At 61.6% G+C, this 18,052-nt stretch carries 16 protein-coding genes and 2 tRNA genes; 5 read left to right on the top strand and 13 right to left on the bottom strand.

The window, feature by feature from the left end:
- Nucleotides 1-161: 161 nt before the first annotated feature.
- The 3 genes from FQ668_RS00560 to FQ668_RS00570 all read right to left on the bottom strand — a co-directional run bounded on the left by FQ668_RS00560 (nt 162) and on the right by FQ668_RS00570 (nt 4,122).
- The gene (locus FQ668_RS00560) at nt 162-1,832 is read right to left on the bottom strand and encodes an FMN-binding glutamate synthase family protein (protein WP_019436733.1); all 1,671 of its coding nucleotides are present in this window, start codon (nt 1,830-1,832) and stop codon (nt 162-164) included.
- 201 nt (nt 1,833-2,033) lie between these two features.
- Nucleotides 2,034-3,401 (bottom strand): ATP-binding protein, encoded by a 1,368-nt coding sequence (locus tag FQ668_RS00565; protein WP_019436732.1) that lies wholly within the window; start codon nt 3,399-3,401, stop codon nt 2,034-2,036.
- 1 nt (nt 3,402) lies between these two features.
- Entirely contained in the window at nt 3,403-4,122 is a 720-nt protein-coding gene (locus FQ668_RS00570; protein WP_019436731.1) for a response regulator, read from the bottom strand.
- Nucleotides 4,123-4,262: 140 nt separating this feature from the next.
- On the opposite strand from FQ668_RS00570, the gene FQ668_RS00575 reads away from it, so the two are divergent.
- Entirely contained in the window at nt 4,263-6,560 is a 2,298-nt protein-coding gene (locus FQ668_RS00575) for a TonB-dependent siderophore receptor (RefSeq protein WP_019436730.1), read from the top strand.
- Nucleotides 6,561-6,724: 164 nt separating this feature from the next.
- On the opposite strand, the gene FQ668_RS00580 is transcribed toward FQ668_RS00575, so the two are convergent.
- Nucleotides 6,725-6,931 carry a DUF3079 domain-containing protein gene (locus FQ668_RS00580; RefSeq protein WP_014589357.1) on the bottom strand — a complete coding sequence of 69 codons (207 nt, stop codon included), beginning with the start codon at nt 6,929-6,931 and terminating at the stop codon, nt 6,725-6,727.
- 183 nt (nt 6,932-7,114) lie between these two features.
- On the opposite strand from FQ668_RS00580, the gene FQ668_RS00585 reads away from it, so the two are divergent.
- A complete protein-coding gene (locus FQ668_RS00585) occupies nt 7,115-8,722 on the top strand; it encodes a sensor domain-containing diguanylate cyclase (protein ID WP_026031809.1) in 1,608 nt (535 codons plus the stop codon).
- Nucleotides 8,723-8,803: 81 nt separating this feature from the next.
- Here FQ668_RS00585 and FQ668_RS00590 read toward each other — a convergent pair.
- Both FQ668_RS00590 and FQ668_RS00595 read right to left on the bottom strand, forming a co-directional pair.
- Nucleotides 8,804-8,879, bottom strand: a tRNA-Thr gene (locus FQ668_RS00590).
- Between the two features lie 98 nt (nt 8,880-8,977).
- Nucleotides 8,978-9,226 carry a hypothetical protein gene (locus FQ668_RS00595; RefSeq protein WP_014589359.1) on the bottom strand — a complete coding sequence of 83 codons (249 nt, stop codon included), beginning with the start codon at nt 9,224-9,226 and terminating at the stop codon, nt 8,978-8,980.
- A 519-nt stretch (nt 9,227-9,745) separates the two neighbouring features.
- Here FQ668_RS00595 and FQ668_RS00600 point away from each other — a divergent pair.
- Complete coding sequence (locus FQ668_RS00600; protein WP_019439071.1) at nt 9,746-10,021, top strand: DUF3077 domain-containing protein; 276 nt, start codon at nt 9,746-9,748, stop codon at nt 10,019-10,021.
- A 280-nt stretch (nt 10,022-10,301) separates the two neighbouring features.
- Here FQ668_RS00600 and FQ668_RS00605 read toward each other — a convergent pair whose 3' ends face one another.
- The 5 genes from FQ668_RS00605 to FQ668_RS00625 form a co-directional block, all read right to left on the bottom strand.
- Nucleotides 10,302-11,507, bottom strand: coding sequence for a methyltransferase (locus FQ668_RS00605; RefSeq protein ID WP_019439072.1), 1,206 nt, complete (start codon nt 11,505-11,507; stop codon nt 10,302-10,304).
- Between the two features lie 111 nt (nt 11,508-11,618).
- Nucleotides 11,619-12,308, bottom strand: coding sequence for an ABC transporter permease (locus FQ668_RS00610; RefSeq protein WP_019439073.1), 690 nt, complete (start codon nt 12,306-12,308; stop codon nt 11,619-11,621).
- Complete coding sequence (locus FQ668_RS00615) at nt 12,308-13,000, bottom strand: ABC transporter permease (protein WP_003255749.1); 693 nt, start codon at nt 12,998-13,000, stop codon at nt 12,308-12,310. The genes FQ668_RS00610 and FQ668_RS00615 overlap by 1 nt, the downstream gene beginning before the upstream one ends.
- A 54-nt stretch (nt 13,001-13,054) precedes the next feature.
- Nucleotides 13,055-13,807: an ABC transporter substrate-binding protein gene (locus FQ668_RS00620; RefSeq protein WP_019439074.1), complete on the bottom strand. Its 753-nt coding sequence runs from the start codon at nt 13,805-13,807 to the stop codon at nt 13,055-13,057.
- Nucleotides 13,808-13,818: 11 nt separating this feature from the next.
- Complete coding sequence (locus FQ668_RS00625; RefSeq protein ID WP_019439075.1) at nt 13,819-14,592, bottom strand: ABC transporter ATP-binding protein; 774 nt, start codon at nt 14,590-14,592, stop codon at nt 13,819-13,821.
- 631 nt (nt 14,593-15,223) lie between these two features.
- On the opposite strand from FQ668_RS00625, the gene gabP reads away from it, so the two are divergent.
- Nucleotides 15,224-16,609, top strand: coding sequence for a GABA permease (gene gabP, locus FQ668_RS00635; protein WP_003255745.1), 1,386 nt, complete (start codon nt 15,224-15,226; stop codon nt 16,607-16,609).
- Nucleotides 16,610-16,847: 238 nt separating this feature from the next.
- Here gabP and FQ668_RS00640 read toward each other — a convergent pair whose 3' ends face one another.
- A complete protein-coding gene (locus tag FQ668_RS00640) occupies nt 16,848-17,291 on the bottom strand; it encodes a hypothetical protein (RefSeq protein ID WP_014589364.1) in 444 nt (147 codons plus the stop codon).
- Nucleotides 17,292-17,530: 239 nt separating this feature from the next.
- Here FQ668_RS00640 and FQ668_RS00645 point away from each other — a divergent pair, with 239 nt between their 5' ends.
- Nucleotides 17,531-17,758 carry a hypothetical protein gene (locus FQ668_RS00645; RefSeq protein WP_019439077.1) on the top strand — a complete coding sequence of 76 codons (228 nt, stop codon included), beginning with the start codon at nt 17,531-17,533 and terminating at the stop codon, nt 17,756-17,758.
- A 188-nt stretch (nt 17,759-17,946) separates the two neighbouring features.
- Here FQ668_RS00645 and FQ668_RS00650 read toward each other — a convergent pair.
- Nucleotides 17,947-18,022: transfer RNA gene (locus FQ668_RS00650), tRNA-Phe, on the bottom strand.
- Between the last annotated feature and the right edge of the window lie 30 nt (nt 18,023-18,052).

Raw genomic sequence — 18,052 nt, forward strand, 5'->3', positions numbered from 1 at the left:
AGCTTGAATTGCTCGGTGTACTTACCCATAGATCCCCCAAGGGTTGGATTAGTGTCCAACTTCTTGGGGGCAGTCCAGGTACAGCGTTGCCTGCGCTGGCGCTGCAATTGTGGGAGCGGGCACGCCCGCGAAGGGCTGCAGTGCAGCCCCAGTCATGTTTGTCATGCAGGTTCAGTCTCTTCGTGGCGCAGTCTTGATGCCACAGTTCGTGTTGCAGTGTCCCCCGTCTCTGGCGCAAAACTGTCGCTACGCGCCATCCGCCACATCCGCGCATAAAACTCGCTTTCGATCGAGCCACTGAGTAATTCGCCCGGCTTGAGGAATGTGTGCAAGTCCGAAAACAACCCGATTTCGCTGGGGCTTATGCGCCGCGCCAGGTGCTTGGGCTTGAGCTCCGAAGGGTGCTCCAGGCCTGCGGCAGCCAGCATCTCGGCCAGTGCGTGCAGTGTGTTGCGGTGGAAGCTGGCTACCCGCTCGGCCTTGTCTGGCACCACCAGGGCGCGCTGGCGCAGAGGGTCTTGGGTCGCCACGCCGGTCGGGCACTTGTTGGTGTGGCAGCTCTGCGACTGAATACAGCCAATGGCAAACATGAAGCCGCGTGCCGAATTGACCCAGTCAGCGCCGATGGCCAATACGCTGGCAATGTCGAAGGCGCTGACGATCTTGCCCGCCGCGCCAATGCAGATGCTGGAGCGCAGGTTCAGGCCGACCAACGTGTTGTGCACGAACATCAGGCCTTCGCGCATTGGTACGCCCATGTTGTCGCTGAACTCGCGAGGTGCCGCGCCGGTGCCACCTTCCTTGCCATCGACAACGATGAAGTCAGGGGTGATGCCGGTGGCGAGCATGGCCTTGGCAATGCCCATGAACTCCCAAGGGTGGCCCAGGCAGAACTTGAAGCCCACGGGCTTGCCACCCGAAAGCTCGCGCAGGCCGGCTACGAACCGCAGCAGCTCGACTGGTGTGCGGAAGGCGCTGTGCGCCGCCGGCGAGATGCAGTCCTCGCCTGCGCGTACGCCACGGGTCTCGGCAATTTCGGGGCTGACCTTGTGCCCCGGTAAAATGCCGCCGTGGCCAGGCTTGGCGCCCTGGCTGAGCTTGATCTCGATCATCTTCACCTGTGCCGAGCGGGCTTGTTCGGCGAAGCGCTGTGGGTCGAAACGACCGTCCTCGGTGCGGCAGCCGAAGTAGCCGCTGCCGATTTCCCAGATCAGGTCGCCGCCGTGTTCACGGTGGGACGGGCTGATGCTGCCTTCGCCAGTGTCATGGGCAAACCGGCCCATGCGCGCGCCGCGGTTGAGCGCAGCAATGGCGTTGGCGCTGAGGGCGCCGAAACTCATCGCCGAGATGTTGAAGATCGAGGCCGAGTAGGGCATTCGGCATTGCGGCCCGCCGATGGCAATGCGGAACGACGCAGGGTCTGGCGTGGCCACCGGTAGCATGGAATGGCTGATGAATTCGAAACCAGGTTTGTAGGCGTCGTTGAGCGTGCCGAACGCTTTCTCGGCGCTTTCGTTCTTGGCGCGGGCGTAGACCAGCGAGCGTTGCGAGCGGGAGAACGGCAGCTTGTCGTCGTCACCTTCGATCAGGTACTGGCGGATTTCCGGGCGGATGGTTTCGATCAGGTAACGGATATTGCCCAGGATTGGGTAGTTGCGTCGCACCGCATGGTGGCTTTGGCGCAGGTCATTCAGACCGACCAGGCTGAGCAGCGCGGTGATCAGCGTTACCGGCCACAGCCAGGCATGTTGGGCCAGCAGGGGCAGGCTGGCGAAAGTGAAGACAAGGCAGAGTACGAGGCAGGCGTAGCGGCTGGGAAGAGAGTGTTTCATGGGTCCATCGCAGGCAGGATGACCGGGCATAGGATAGGCAAACGCAGGGGAGGGAAAACCTGGGTAATCGGTAAAAGACTGTTACCTGAATGCGAATTCCTAGGCCTGCGCAGCAGCCCCGGCGGTTTGTGCCGTGACACCACTATCTGGGGCTGCTGCGCAGCCCATCGCGACACAAGGCCGCTCCTACAGAAGATCGCGTTAGCCGGGCAGCAGTATGCTGACCCGCAACCCACCGCTCTCACGGTTCGACAGCATCAGCTCACCCCCATGGCTGGTGGCGATCCGCTGGGCAATGCTCAGCCCCAGCCCATATCCGCCGGATGCCTGGTTACGCGACCCCTCACCGCGCACGAACGGGTCGGTGATGATCGGCAGCAGCGCTGGTGAAATCCCTGGCCCGCGGTCGTCGATGTGGATGAACACCCCTGTGGTGGTCCGCTCCAGCGTGACAGAAACATCCTTGGCATAACGCAACGCATTGACCAACAAGTTCTGCAGACAGCGCTGTAGCAGCAGGGCATCCCCACGCAAGCTGTTCACCCGGCCGTGCACCGGCAGTGGTTCCTGGTCAGTCGCCAGGTCCGCACACTGGCGCGCAACCAATCGGTCCAGGTCCACCTGCTGCAAGTTCTGCTGCTCTCCGGCACGCAGGTAATCCAGAACCTGACCGATCATATCGTCCATCTGCGTGATGTTCTGCCGCAGGCGCTGGCGGTGCTCGTCATCGGGTAAGCGCTCCAGTCGCAGGCGCATGCGGGTCAGTGGAGTACGCAGGTCGTGAGACACGGCGGCCAGGAAGTAGGCCTTGTCGTTGACCATGGCAATCAGCCGCTGCTGCATGGCGTTGAACGCCTGAGCCGCCTGGCGCACTTCCTCCGGGCCATCCAGTGCCAGGGGAGGCTGCTCGAGGTTGCTGCCCAGGCCGCGTGCGGCATCGGCCAGGCGCTGCAACGGGCGCAGGCACAGGCGCACGGCTACCAGGCATACCAGCAACACCGCGACGATGCGCAGCGCATACACCCGCAGCAGGTAATCGCTGATCAGCACCCAGGCCGACTCGCCACTCCAGCCCTGTAGTTCCTGGCCTGCAACGGTCAGCCACTGGCCATCGGGTAACGGCACCGCAAACTGGATATGCGCCTGGGCCGTGCGCAGGCCGAACAGGCTGCGCCAGACAATCGGCTGGCCCAGTTCGTCGGTGAGTTGCACGTTCATCAGGCGTACGTCCTGGGCATGCCCCAGCTCGTACTTCAGGGCCTGCTGCAACAACAACTCGACCCGCCTGCGCCCGCGGCGCTCGTCATGCTCTTGCGCAGGCAGGCTTTCGACGCAGCGAAGCTGGTAGTGGGATGGCGCCTGCAGCGTACCGCCGTGGCAGTCGGCCAGGGCAATCAGGGGGGCGCTGCGTGCAGCAACCAGTCGCACGGGCACCTCTAGCGCCTGAGCGAAACGCACATCGAACCAGATGCTGCTCGACATCAACTGGATTACCAGCGTGCCACTGACCATGATCAGCAGCAGCTGACCAAACAAGGTGCGTGGCCACAGCCGGTGAAGCCAGCGCATGTCAGGCACCGGCGGCGAGGGTGGCGATGCTCAGCAGGTAGCCTTCGTTGCGGATGGTCAGGATTTGCGCGGTCCCCGCCGGCGCCCGGCGCAGCTGCTGGCGCAGGCGGCTGACGCACATGTCCACCGAACGGTCGTCGGGCAGGTGGTCGCGGCCGAACGCGCTGCGGGTCAGTTGGTCACGGGAGACCACTCGGTTGTTGGCTTCCAGCAGTTCGCGCAACACGCGGTAGTCGGAGCGCGGCAGGGTCAGGGTCTCGCCATCCGGGCGGGTGAGCAGGCGCTTGACGTGTTCCAGGCGAAAGCCTGCGAACAGCTGGGCGTCCACCACGGGTTCTTCGGCAGAGGTGCCCAGGCGTTGCGGGCGACGCAGTACGGCTTTGATCCGGGCGATCAGTTCGCGTGGTTCGAAGGGCTTGGCCAGATAGTCGTCGGCGCCTACTTCCAGGCCGATGATGCGGTCCAGCGTGCTGCCCTTGGCTGACAGCATGATCACTGCCAAACCGGGGGTGGCCTGCAACTGCCTGCACAGGCTAAGGCCGTCCTCACCCGGCAGCATCAGGTCGAGCACCACCAGCTCCACTTTGTGCCGGGCCAGCTGGTCGCGCATCTGTTGACCGTCGGCTGCCGCCAGTACGTTGTAGCCGGCATCGGTCAGGTAATCACAAAGAAGTTCGCGGATCTCGTCGTCATCATCGACAACCAGCAGGGTCGTGCTCATGCAGAAAAACACCTGTTCGGTGAGGGCCGGTGGCGCTCGTTACGTTCAATTACATCCCCGTACATGTCGGGCCTGGAGCCCGGAGGGCTGATCCCTAGAATCCTAACAAAAAATCATCTGCAAATACGAAGCCTTCCCAAATGAATCCCCAAAGCATCACGCCAGTGTTCATCCCCTTCAGTCAAAGTGGCAATTGCCTCAAGCCGCTGGCCTTCTGCGTTGCCGTCGCCATCAGCGGTGGTGCAGTGGCTGCCGACGGCAAACCCCTTGAACTCGACGCCACACAGATCGAAGACAGCGCATTACAGCCTGCCGACGAGGCCGGCCAGTTGGGCTATACGGTCGAGAGCACCCGCAGCTCCACTGGCCTGGCACTGACGCCACGGCAGACACCGCAATCGGTTACCACCATCACCCGCCAGCAGATGGATGACCGCGACATCCATACCATCGAGCAGGCATTGGAAACCGCCCCAGGCGTAACGGCCAACAAGTCCGAGGTGGGTGGGCGTACCGACTACCGCGCGCGTGGTTACTCGATCAGCAACTGGAAGGTCGATGGCCTGCAGACCCAGGGCGGCTCCGATTTCAGTGGCAGCGGCAATGCGCTGAACATGGACCTGTATGAACGCATCGACATCGTACGCGGCGCCAACGGCCTGCTGGGCGGCACCGGCGACCCCTCGGCCACCGTCAACCTGATCCGCAAGGCACCCACCAAAACCTTCGGCGGCAGCGCCTATGCCACTTACGGCAGCTGGGACAAGCGTCGTCTGGGGGCGGACTTGAACCTGCCGCTATCCGAAGATGGCCGCCTGCGCTCGCGTTTCGTGATGACCCAGCAGGATGCCAACTCGTTCCGCGATAACCAGTCCGAGCGCTCCCGCGCCGCGTTGGCTAATTTCGAGTTCGACCTGGACGACGCCACCACCTTGGGCGCCGGTTACCAGTATGAGTACAACAAGATTGTGGGCGGCGGCTGGGGGGCGAACGTCCCGATCTGGTACCGCGACGGCAGCAAGACCGACTTGCCGCGCAGCACCAACGTGGTGCCCAGCTGGAGCTTTGGCGAGTACACCACCCGCACTGCGTTCGGTTCGCTCGAGCACCGCTTCGACAACGACTGGACCCTGGACCTGAAAGCCGCCCAGGCCACCACCGAAGCCCTGAACCACCGGGGCCTTGCCAAGGTGAACTCGGCTGGGCGCGGCAGCTACGGCGGCTATTGGGACCAGGACGGCAGCGGCGCCGTACTGAATGGTTTGCACAGCTCCAGCGACACCACCCAGCAGTCGGCGCAGATCGACCTGTCTGGCCCGTTCCAGCTGTTCGGCCGCACCCACCAGGCCATGGTCGGCTACAACGACAGCCGCACCGTTGGCTGGTCGCCCCAGTACACCTGCACCATGGTCGGCGGCGGCATGACCAGCGCGCCTGCACTGGGTTGCCAGTTCCGCGCCAACAACGGCTTCCCGGTGACCGACTGGCACAATGGTGTGGATGACGACTACGACCTCATCGCTTCGCGCACCGGCCTTCACAGCAAGACCACCACCCGCCTGCAGGGCATGTACGCCGCCACCCGCCTGAGCATCACCGACCCGTTGTCGGTGATCGTTGGCGTGCGCACCAGCAACTATTCCTCGGTCACCCGCAGCGTGGCCGGCGAGCGCAGCAGCCAGGAAGAGAACGGCATCGTCACCCCCTACCTGGGCGCGGTGTACGACCTCAACGACAACTACTCGGTATACGCCAGCTACACCGACATCTTTACCCCGCAAACATCTGAAACCAGCAGCGGCAGCAAGGTCGAGCCGATTCGTGGGCAAAGCTACGAGACAGGTATAAAGGGTGAGTGGTTCGATGGCCGCCTGAACGCCTCGGCGGCGTACTTCCGCACCAAGCAGGAAAACAAGGCCGTGCTGGACGGCGACCTGACCACCCCGACCGGTGGCAACGCATACAAGGCCGGTTCCGGGCAGGAAACCGACGGCATCGACCTGGAAGTCGCAGGCGCCCTGACACCCAACTGGAACGTGTACGCCGGCTACACCTACTTGCATTTCCGTCGCGTGGACAGCGACGGCCGCAGCGATCCGTCGCACCTGTTCAAGGCCTCCACCACCTACCGCCTGAGCGGCCCGCTCGACCGCCTGACCCTGGGTGCCGGCGTGACTGCGCAGACCAACATCCGCGCCATTTCCAGCCCGGCTGGCCAGCCCACCAACGGTGTGAGCAATGGCGCCACTGACGTGAACTGGTCCGGTTATGCCATCTGGAATGCCATGGCCAAGTATCAGCTCACCGACGACACCAGCGTCAGCCTCAACGCCAACAACCTGTTCGACAAGCACTACTACAGCCAGTACGGGTTCTATGCTGGGGCAATTTATGGCGACCCGCGTAACCTGTCGTTGACGGTGAGCACCGTGTTCTGATCAGCCCTTCCACAAGGCCTGGCGCTGTACCTGTAGGAGCGGGTTCACCCGCGAACACCGGCGCAGCCGGTGCCTGCAACCGCATCGCCAGCGTCGCGGGCACGCCCGCACACGGAACCAGCGCTGGGTTCAGGGCCTGCGCTGGGCCGCCAAGCGGCCCTTTCTTACCTGGGCTTTACCGCTTGCCCTGGATCAATCGGCTTCTCCAGCTGGCCCTCGAAGCTATCCCAATCCTCGCCAAACAGCTCCACCGGATGCATGGTCCGGTCTGCGCCATTGCCACAGGCTAGCGCCTTGGCAGGGCAGTACAGGTCGCAACCCCAGCAGATACGCTCGGGGTGGCGAGGGGTTGTGGGGAATCTCTTGGCCATGTTCATCCTCCCTCAGGGCTGCCTGTTCTGAACGTAAACTCCTCGCCCAGCCCGTCGTTTGACCGCCATCAATCCACTGGCGATCCACTGAGGTGAATGTTTTACAATCTTGCGAGCCTCGCCTTGGCGGGGTATCGCAGGGTCGATGATGCACATTGCTGTATCGCAAAAGGAGTTGCTTTGGTGCCCCATTCAACCGGCAAGCGCGGCGTGAGTTACGATCCGCCGCAACGGCGGCAACGCAGGGACATTCCATCCATCGTGCGCCGGGTGACGCTGGGCGTTGTGGTCGTCTGGTTGGCACTTGTGGCAAGCCTGGGCGGGTGGATAGTGCAGCGCCTTACAGCAGAAGAACTCGACAACCTGGCGGCAGGCGCCGAATACGAAGCCCAGATTACGGGGCGAATCGTAGACCGCCTGTTCACCGAAATGGCCAGCGTGGCCAACATGGTGGCCCGTCAAAGCGAAGTGATCCAACTCGCTGCCCGATATCGCCATGATCCGCCCGGCTTCGCCGCACTCACGCGTGAGGAGCGCGCTTCGAAGTTCACCCGTGACCCGCTGGTGCGAAGCGTGGGTGATTTCATGGATAGATTGGCCAGCGATCTCCACTATGGCCGTATCTACATGAACAATCTCTCAGACGATACGGTGACGGCCAGCAACTGGGCGGAGTCATTCAGCATCGTTGGCCAGATTTATACGGGCAGGGCCTACCTCATCGACGCATTGCGCACCGGCAGTGGTGAGATGTTCGGCATCGCCCGCTTGAACAAAACCCCCTCCTATTTCGTCGCCAGCCGCATCGACGATGCTGACGGCAAGCCACTTGGCTCTGTCACGGTCAAGTTCGATGCCCCGGACATAGCCCTCTACCTGACAGGGCGTCACATTGCCTTGATAGTGAACCGTCAGGGCCGTGTGACCACCGCGTCCAGCGAACTTTTCATGCTGCGTAACGTGGTGACACTGCTCCCGCCCGATATTCGCAGGCCTCTGGATGGCGACGAAGAGCCGGGCGAGCCCATGGATATCCGCGCTGTGGCAGACGCGGGTCAGGCCAATCAATGGCTCATTGACGGGCACCCTTATCTGGTGCATCGCCAGCCTCTGAACGACGCGCAATATCAGCTGCTGACGCTGGCAAAGCTTGATCACCTGCAGCCGATGCGTCAGCAGTATTACTGGACCGGTGCCTCTGTAGCCGCGCTCGGGTTGATCTTGATCTTGCTCTCCAGCCGTGTGGCCGGGCAGATGCTGTTGCGCCGCCAGGAAGAACGCTATGCGGCAAACTATGACGCGCTGACCGGGTTGAAGAATCGGCGTGCAATCCTGGCTGCCTTGCATCGGCATTTCGCGTTGGCGAAGCGAACGGGGCAGGGGGTGCTGGTGGCGTTTATCGACCTCGATGAATTCAAGGCGATCAACGACACGTACGGGCACGAGGTGGGGGACAAGTTCCTGATCGAAAGCAGCCGGCGCCTGCAGGGTGGATTGCGGGCGTCGGATGAGCTTGGGCGCTGGGGTGGTGACGAGTTCGTTGTGATCGGCTTGACCGCTTCGGTCCACCCGGACGAAATGGCCAAAACTGCCGCAGCGATGCGCAGACGGCTGGTGCCGCTGCTGATTGGTAGCTACGAATTTGACGACTGCCGGTTCGATTACGCGGGTGCGAGTTTTGGTATTACGAGTGTTGATCCCGCTGCGACTTCGCTGCAGGCCGCGCTTAAAGCGGCGGATCAGTTGATGTATGCCGATAAAGAGGTGCGGCGGGGGTTGCGGAGGGTTTGAGAGGGGTAAGGGCGAGGGGGCATAACGACACTGAAAACAAAAAAGGCCCACCTTTCGGTGAGCCTTTTTTGATACTGCGTATGGTGCCGGCACCAGGAATCGAACCCGGGACCTACTGATTACAAGTCAGTTGCTCTACCATCTGAGCTATACCGGCAATGGGGCGTCATTATAGCGATCGTTTGGCGCCTGTAAACCACTTCCTTGCGAATGTTCGCAAAAGACCTAAGTCACCGGCCTAAAAGAAGAATTTTCCTACCAGCCGCGGTGCATGGTGGTGACGCTAGGCTCGCTTTTACCCGGGTTGAAAAACAGCTTGTCGTTGTCGCAGCCGCGCTTGCGGCATGGGGCTTCTGTGCGCAGGGGCAGGCCGTTGTCGCCGCCCAGCTGCATGCCGGGGTGGTTCCAGCCCAGGTTGCTGTTGGGGTGGGGCGAGGTGCCGCCGGCGCAGCCGGTCAGGGCCAGGGCGAAGGTCAGCAGGGCGAGGGGGGTGGCTCGGGTCACGATGCTCAGGTCCGGTGGTCCATTGTCGGTTCTGGCGCAACGCCAGAAGGTCGCGGGGCTGGCGGGCAGCGCGCGACGTCACTTTTTAATGATTTGGGGGGCGGATGATACACCGTTGCGGGGGTGGAGCATTAGCCTTGTGTTGTCTGGTATGGCCTCTTCGCGGGTGAACCCGCTCCTACAAGGGGGCGGGTAAGCCGGGTTATCTGTGTAAGGGAATTCTGAACCATGGGGTCAAAAGCTTCAGGGTTTGGATGCTTCGGAAGTATCCTACGCGCGCCGCCGAAGTAACGCTGTTGTCGGGGAAGTGGCTCACGGATACCGTTTTCGGGTCGCTCTGGCGACTGGGTGTGAGAACCCGACTTGAATAAGCGCTACCCGCCATGGTGGTCGTACGTGGGCAGACCTCGGTCTGGCCGGGCTTCCTTATTCACTCGGTTTCTCACCCTGCGTACGGCTGCCGCCCCAAATCCGTGAGAAAGATTTTTGGCAGTCTCCTTCCGTGAATAAGGATTTGCCATGAAAAAAGATGTTTCTGAGCCAATCACAACCGCAGGCGTGGAAACCTTCCTCGCAGCCGGTAACCCATCCCTCAATCTCCTACGCGTAGAGCCCGGCGTCCCCGTCGACGCGGCCTACGAGCATGTCTCGATCCTGATGGGCTACATCAAGCACCTAGTGCGCGAGGGCGATATGGAGGACGACCATAAATTCCTGGGGGCAGCCGATTATCTGTGCGACATGGCCAAGGCGCTGATGAACGATATCGAGATCGCCAAGGGCAAGGCGCATTGAAAATGTGAGAGTACGGGGGCCGCTTTGCGGCCCTTTCGCGACGCAAGGCCGCTCCCACAAAAGCCGCTTGCGCTAACCACAAGAAATGTTTATGCACAAGTGGCATTTGGGGCCTGAGCGAAAGGCATGCCGGATCGCTACGCCGCTGGTCTTTGCGCAAACGCCTGTTTTTACTGGGCTGTAGCCGCAAGCAGGAATAAGCCAAGCGCTTGAAATAACGCTTGTATCCAACAGGTAATCACAAGCTTGTTCACAGACTTATCCACAGGCTGCTCTGCGGCTAACCGTCGCGTTCCGCGAGAATGAGCAGGTTGCGCGGGGTCAGTGGGTAATCGCAGAACAGGCCCAGGCGCACGTCATAGCCTTGTTCTTCGAGGAACAGGGCGCGATCGAGTACCAGCCACAGCTCCAGTGGCCGACGGAACAGGTTGCGTACGCGCTCCAGGTTCCGAACCTCGGCCAGGCGTTGCCAGCCCGCAGCTTCCAGCATTGCCCAGTCTGGGTCGCCGCTCACTGGCAATTGCTTCAGTTCAGCCAAGTCGCGGCAGTATTGCTCGAAGGGCTTCTCCAGCCAGGCCACCGGCAGGGAAGGCGTCGGCAGGTATTCATCGCTCTGGCGCTGCTGGCGTTGCAGCAGGTCGAAGCCCAGGCGCCGGGCCATCGAGGTGTCGCGCTGGCGCCGCACGCGGGCGCCGGCAGTGACGGTTTCGCTCAAGGGCAGGCCCAGGTCGTCCAGCGACAGCTGCAGGCTCGACGCCTGCGCGGTTGTGGATAACGCCTGGTATTGCTGTGCGGCGATGCGGTTGTAGCAGCAGGGGGCTATGGCAAGTTGCCGGCAACCTTGCTGGCTGGCCAGTTGCATCAGGCGTACATGCAGATCGCCACAGGCATGCAGGGCAACAACACTTTTATCGTTAGCCAGGTGGCGAGCGCTGTCGCTGGCCATCACATCCTGATGTACGTGCTGTGCTTGCAAGTGGTGGTGTGCACTCAGAGCCTGACCGGCAGCGACCAGGTCGGCGTCGTACTCCAGGCAGGTCAGGTGTTGCCCAGGTTGCAGCAGGCGACGGCCGAGATGGCCTTTGCCAGAACACCAGTCCAGCCAGTGCCGGGGCTGCTCGCGGAAGGCCAGGTGGCTGGCGAAGGCTTCGATCTGCTGCCATTTGCGGCCGGGGACGGCGACGTCCAGGCGGTGGGCGGCAGGCGGTAGATTGGTTTGCGCAAGGCTGCCCAGCGTGGCGAGCTGTCGGGCTTGTTCGGCCAGTTGCGGGAATGGGGCAGGCAAGCGGTCAGCGGCGCTGTCGGCTTCGGCGTCTGCCAGGGAACATTGGCGCAGGTGGGCGGCAAGCTTTCGGTGGGTGGTTTCCCAGGCCAGTTGCAGGGTGGTGAAGGGGCGGGGTTTCCACAGCTGTTGGTGCTCGATCAGGAACTGGTCGAGGGCCTGGAAGCGGGCGCTTAGGTGGTGGCTGTGGAGGTGGCTGGGCATGGGGATGTGTGTTGGGGTTGAGGGCCTGTTCGCGGGTAAACCCGCTCCTACGAAGGTTCAGCATAGGCCTGTTGTAGGAGCGGGCGTGCCCGCGAAGAAGGCCAGGAGATGTCAGCGGCCTTGGCAGGCATCCACGCGCAACCAGCGCTCCAGCAGCTTGAAGCCTTGCACCAGCATGAACGAGATCACCAGGTAGAACACGCCTGCGGCGAAGAAGATTTCCACCGGCAGGTAGGTGCGGGCGATGATGGTACGGGCCATGCCGGTCAGCTCCAGCAGGGTCACGGTACTGGCCAGGGCACTGGCCTTGAGCATCAGGATCACTTCGTTGCTGTACGCCGGCAGGCCGATGCGCGCGGCGCGTGGCAGCATGATGTAGAACAGCGCTTTGCCACGCGACATGCCCAGCGCCCGTGCCGCTTCAATCTCACCTTTAGGGATCGCCTGCAGCGCGCCACGCAGAATCTCGGCGATGTACGCAGCGGTGTGCAGGGTCATGGTCAGCACCGTGCACCAGAACGGATCGCGCAGGTACGGCCACAGCGAACTGGAGCGCACCGCATCGAACTGCGCCAGGCCGTAATAGACCAGGAACAACTGCACCAGCAGCGGCGTGCCACGGAAGAAGAAGATGTAGCTGAACGGCACCGCGCGCACGTACCAGTGGCGCGAGGAACGGGCGATGCCCAGCGGGATGGCCAGGATCAACCCGGCAACCACGGCAATGGCCACCAGCTCCAGGGTCAGGACCGCACCCTCGGCCAGGCGTGGCAGCCATTTGAAGATGACTTCCCAATTCATTATTCAGCCCTCGCAAAGCCGCGAGCGGCGCGTTTTTCCATGAAATGCATACCGGTCATGGCAAGCACGGTCAGGCCCAGGTAGATGCAGGCCGCGACCATGTAGAAGGTGAACGGCTCTTTGGTCACGGTCACGCCGATCTGCGAATGGCGCATGATTTCTTCAAGGCCGATTACCGATACCAGGGCGGTGTCCTTCATCAGGATCATGAACAGGTTGCCAAGGCCGGGCAGGGCGATGCGCCACATCTGCGGCAGGATGATCCGCGAGAGGATGCGGCCCTTGGACAGGCCCAGCGCCAGGCCGGCTTCGCGGTGGCCCTTGGGGATTGCGAGGATGGCGCCACGGAACACTTCGGTGGCGTAGGCGCCAAAGCACAGGCCCAGGGCGATCACGCCCGCGGCAAAGGCGCTGAGCTCAAGGCCGGGCATGTTCAGGGCTTCGCCGAGGCTGTTCATGAGCCCGACGGTGCCGAAATAGATAAGCAGCACCCACAGCAGTTCGGGCACGCCGCGAACCAGGGTCGAGTAGAAGCCGCCAAGCCATTGCAGCGGCTTGAGCGGGGAGGTCTTGGCCAGGGCGCCGAGCAGGCCCAGGACCAGCCCCAGCAGCAAGGCGCAAAGCGCCAGTTTTACGGTCATCAGGGTGCCGGCCATCATGGCCGGACCGAATCCGTGCAGGTCGATATTCATGGGCAGGTCATTTTAGGGACTGGCGCGCCGCAAGGGCGCGCCGGTCAGGGCGGATCATTCGATGCTGAACGGGAAGTACTTGTCGTTGATTTTCTTGTAAGTACCGTCGGCTTTGATTTCTGCCAGGGCTTTGTTCAGGTCGTCGCGCAGCTTGGTGTCACCTTTGCGCACGGCAATGCCGATCTTGTCGCTATCCATCACCGGCTCGCCCTTGAACTCGAAGTTCGAGCCGTCTTTGCTTTTCAGCCACTCGTACTGCACGTACTTGTCGGCCAGGATGCCGTCGATACGACCGGAAACCAGGTCAAGGTAGGCGTTTTCCTGGGTGTCGTAGAGTTTGACATCGACATCCGGGTAGTTGTCTTCAAGGTAGGTGCCGGCCAAGGTGGCGCGCTGGGTGCCGATGACCTTGCCCTTGAGCGACGCTTTGTCGGTCTTGAAGTCGACGTTTTTCGGCGCGATGAACTGCAGCTTGTTGGAGTAGTACGGCTCGGTGAAGTCCACAGCCTGCTTGCGTTCGTCGGTGATCGACAGCGACGACACCAGGAAGTCGAACTTCTTGGCGTTCAGGGCCGGGATGATGCCGTCCCAGTCGGAGGTAACGACCGAGCACTCGACTTTCATCTTGGCGCACAGGGCGTCGCCGATGTCTTTGTCGAAGCCAACCACGTTACCGCTGGCATCCTTGTTGTTGAACGGTGGGTAGGCGGCTTCGATGCCCATGCGCAGTTTTTCTGCGGCCATGGCGTTTGCCGACATCACCAGCGTGGCAGCAGCTGCCAGGAGAAACTTCTTGTAGGTGTGCATGTATTGCTCCGTTAGCGGTGGCTGGACATGAATTGCTTGCAACGCGCCGAGGTCGGGTTTTCGAAGACCTGCTGCGGCGATCCCTGCTCTTCGACCAGGCCCTGGTGCAGGAAGACGACTTCACTGGACACATGGCGGGCAAAGCTCATCTCGTGCGTCACCAGCAGCATGGTACGGCCTTCTTCGGCCAATGCGCGGATAACGTTAAGCACTTCCTGGACCATTTCCGGATCGAGGGCCGAAGTGGGCTCGTCGAACAGGATGACCTTGGGCTTCATGGCCAGGGTACGGGCAATGGCGGCGCGCTGTTGCTGGCCACCGGAAAGCTGGGCGGGGTAGCTGTGGCGTTTGTCGTAGATGCCGACCTTGTTCAGCAGCGCTTCGGCGGCTTCGATGGCCTCGGCCTTGCTTTGGCCGAGCACGCGGCGTGGCGCCTCGATGATGTTGTCGAGGATCGACATGTGCGGCCACAGGTTGAAATTCTGGAAGACAAAGCCGATTTCGCTGCGCAGGCGATTGATCTGGCGGTTGTCGGCTGCGATCAGGTCGCCATTCTTGGCGGTCTTGAGCTTGAGGGCTTCGCCGGCGACCAGGATTTCGCCCTGGTGCGGGTTCTCGAGCAGGTTGATGCAGCGCAGCAGGGTGGACTTGCCGGAGCCGGACGACCCCAGGATGGAGATCACGTCACCGTCGCGAGCGGTCAGCGAAATGCCCTTGAGAATTTCCTGCTCGCCGTAGCGTTTGTGCAAATTGCGGATTTCCAGCGCGGGCGTGGCCTGAGCCATGTGCGGTCCTCATGTGTTCGGGTGCGTTCCCAGCTGTTGGCGGCCTTCCTGGCGTGCGCCAAGCTAGCATAGCGGCATTATGACGGCCAACAGGGTCGCCGGGGACTGGGGGCGCTGGTGGGGCAGTTTGTCGCATCGCTACAGCGTAACGTCGCGCAGATGTCCGCGAAGGTGTCGCCCAGCACCAGAGCCTTGATGAAAAAAGGCGCGATGGTGCCAGCTTTGGCCGGCTCATGGAAGCTGTTTTGACCCATTGGAGGGGTAAACCCGACCTTTTGCCAGTGCAATCGGGTTCACCCACGGATGCCATGTTGATGTCACAAGGTTGTACCCATGGGTTGCACTTTTTGGCATTGCAGTGGTGCACAGGTGTTACCGAGGAGCACCTTTGGTGCATTTGTAAGTGGGTATTTCAGTAATCCACTAATTTGAGGTCCTTTCGGTCATGCAATGGCCGAAAGCCCTCCAGGCCGCATCATCAAAGGCCTGCAGAATTTTCTGACGAGTGCATTCGTCATATGGCGCGCTTATTGCCAGTTGGAAACCGCCGATTGCAGCGATGCCTAGGTCATCCCCTGGCGCGCTCTGTACCCGCAGTCGGCGTGGTCCACTCCTTACAAAGGTAGTTTCAATGAGCGGTAACAATTCCAATGACCTCGCTCAGGGGCTCAAACAACGGCATGTGACCATGCTGTCCATCGCTGGCGTCATCGGTGCCGGCCTGTTCGTAGGCTCCGGCCACGCCATCGCAGCTGCCGGCCCTGCCGTGCTGCTGGCTTACGCTGCCGCCGGTACGCTGGTCGTGCTGGTGATGCGTATGTTGGGTGAAATGGCAGTCGCCTCGCCTGACACCGGTTCGTTCTCTACGTATGCCGACCGCGCCATCGGGCGCTGGGCCGGTTTCACCATTGGCTGGCTGTACTGGTGGTTCTGGGTGTTGGTGATTCCGCTGGAGGCCAACGCCGCCGCAGCCATTCTGCATGCCTGGTTCCCGGCGGTTGACCTGTGGGCGTTCTCCCTCATCATTACCTTGGCACTGACACTTACCAACCTGTGCAGTGTGAAGAACTACGGTGAGTTCGAGTTCTGGTTTGCCCTGCTCAAAGTGCTGGCGATCATCGGCTTCATCGCCGTGGGCTGTGCTGCTTTGTTCGGCTTTGTACCGAGCAGCCAGGTGAGCGGTGCCAGCCACCTGTTCGATACCCAAGGCTTCATGCCCAACGGCCTGGGCGCGGTGCTGGCAGCGATGCTGACCACCATGTTCTCGTTCATGGGTACCGAAATCGTCACCATCGCCGCTGCCGAGTCGAAGGACCCGGGCAAGCAGATCAGCCGTGCCACCAACTCGGTAATCTGGCGTATCTGCCTGTTCTACCTGGTATCGATCTTCCTGGTCGTGGCCCTGGTGCCGTGGAACGACCCGGCCTTGGCCGAGACGGGCTCCTACCAGACCGTGCTGAGCCGCATTGGTGTGCCGAATGCCAAGCTGATCGTCGACATTGTGGTGCTGATAGCCGTGACCAGCTGCCTGAACTCGGCGCTGTACACTTCTTCGCGCATGTTGTTCTCGCTGAGCAAGCGTGGCGACGCCCCGGCCATCGCCCAACGCACCACCAAGGCGGCGACCCCGCACGTGGCGGTACTGCTGTCCACCGCGGCTGCGTTTCTCTGCGTGTTCGCCAACTTCGTGGCACCGGCCCAGGTGTTCGAGTTCCTGCTGGCCAGCTCTGGCGCCATCGCGCTGCTGGTGTACCTAGTGATTGCCGTGTCGCAGCTGCGCATGCGCGCCCAGCGTGAAGCCCGCGGCGAGAAGATCACCTTCAAGATGTGGCTGTTCCCGGGCCTGACCTGGGCGACCATTGCCTTCATCGTTGCCATTCTGGTGGTCATGGCGCTGCGTGAGGATCACCGTGCGGAGATCATTGCGACTGCGTTGCTGAGTATTGGTGTGGTGGCGGCTGGCTTGCTGGTGCACCGCAAGCGCGAGGCTGCCGGGCGGGCGGCGCTGGACAGCTGATCCGCGCTGACTGAAATGAAAAGGCCGCGCCCTGTGAAGGGTGCGGCCTTTTTTTGTGGCCTGTGATGACCCTTTCGCGGGCAAGCCCGCAGGTTCACCACAGGCCCGTAGGAGCGGGTTTACCCGCGAAAGGGCCGGGGCTGCTGGCCGATTTCCCTGGCTAATCACCGTCGCAGCCGCCATTGTATTCGCGGGTAAACCCGCTCCTACAGGGGCCGCAACAGGTTATATGGCCCTGTCAGCCAAACTGCTTCTGCTGTTGCTGCTGTTTGGCCACGAGTTCGGAAGCGGCGATATAGGCGTCCTGGAACTCATCACTCTCCAGCCAGGCCATGGTGGTCTCTTCGTCAGCGCCGTCCAGCCATTTGCGGTAGGCGTTGAACACCAGCACGATGTAGTCGGTGGCGTGTTCTTCCTTGTGCCCCTTGAGCACCAGGGCGAGCAGCGGATCCACCAGGAACACCGAGATCATTGGCACCAGGCCGCCTTCCTGGGCTTCCTTCATCTTGTTGAACATCGCGTCGTAGCTGCCCGACTCCATGGCCTTGTTGTACACCTGCTCGACGCTGGCGCTGTCGCCGGCACTGGCCTTGACCGCTTGGCCGCTGCGAACCATGCGGTTCTGCTTGGCCTTGCTGGCGGCGCGCTTGGCGCGTTTCTGTTGCTTGGTAGGGGTGGCCATGGGGAAATCCTTGGGTGTGTCTGAAAGTGCGCGTATTGAAGCGCAATTGCCCGATAAACCCAAGCAGCGCGCCTGGGCGCTGCAGCTTGGGATGTCTGTGGGATACATATCCAGATTATGCGGACCGTGGGCCCTGCGTAGCTTCTCTCCTGCTGCCAGCCATGCTGGCTGGCAGCCTTTCACTGCGCCAATTCGGCGTCTGTGAGTGATGCGCACGTTTGCGCTACAAAGGAGGAGTCATGAAGCACTTTTATCTGGTCACCCTGTACGGCTACACGGACGATGGCAGGGTTTACTATCCAACCGGTTTCGCCGGTTGCGACGAGCAAAGGATTACAAAGGCTGACATCGCCGCCATTATCGAAAAAGGCAAGCAACACGGCCACCTTCAGTTGCACAGCATCTCCTACATGGGGCACATGACTGAGGACGCATTCAATCATCTTCGTTCCATGTCGGACGAGTAAGGTTTGGCCCGCAGTCTGCTTATGGCTGCGGGTTTCTCGATTGCATGGCGAGCCTTCAGGTTGCGTTGTGAGGTCTCGTGTTCTTCGACGCCGCGTGAAGTTAAAAATCGCAGGCAACAAAAAACCCGCACTAGGCGGGTTTCTTGTTGTCGCTTCGGGTAACTTTGCAACCACCAGAAGCTTGAAGGTGGTGCCCAGAGACGGAGTCGAACCGCCGACACGAGGATTTTCAATCCTCTGCTCTACCGACTGAGCTATCTGGGCGACGAGGTGAATTAAATAGATTTCCGGACC

This window comes from Pseudomonas sp. Kh14, from assembly GCF_900291005.1.
Classification (GTDB): Bacteria; Pseudomonadota; Gammaproteobacteria; order Pseudomonadales; family Pseudomonadaceae; genus Aquipseudomonas; species Aquipseudomonas alloputida.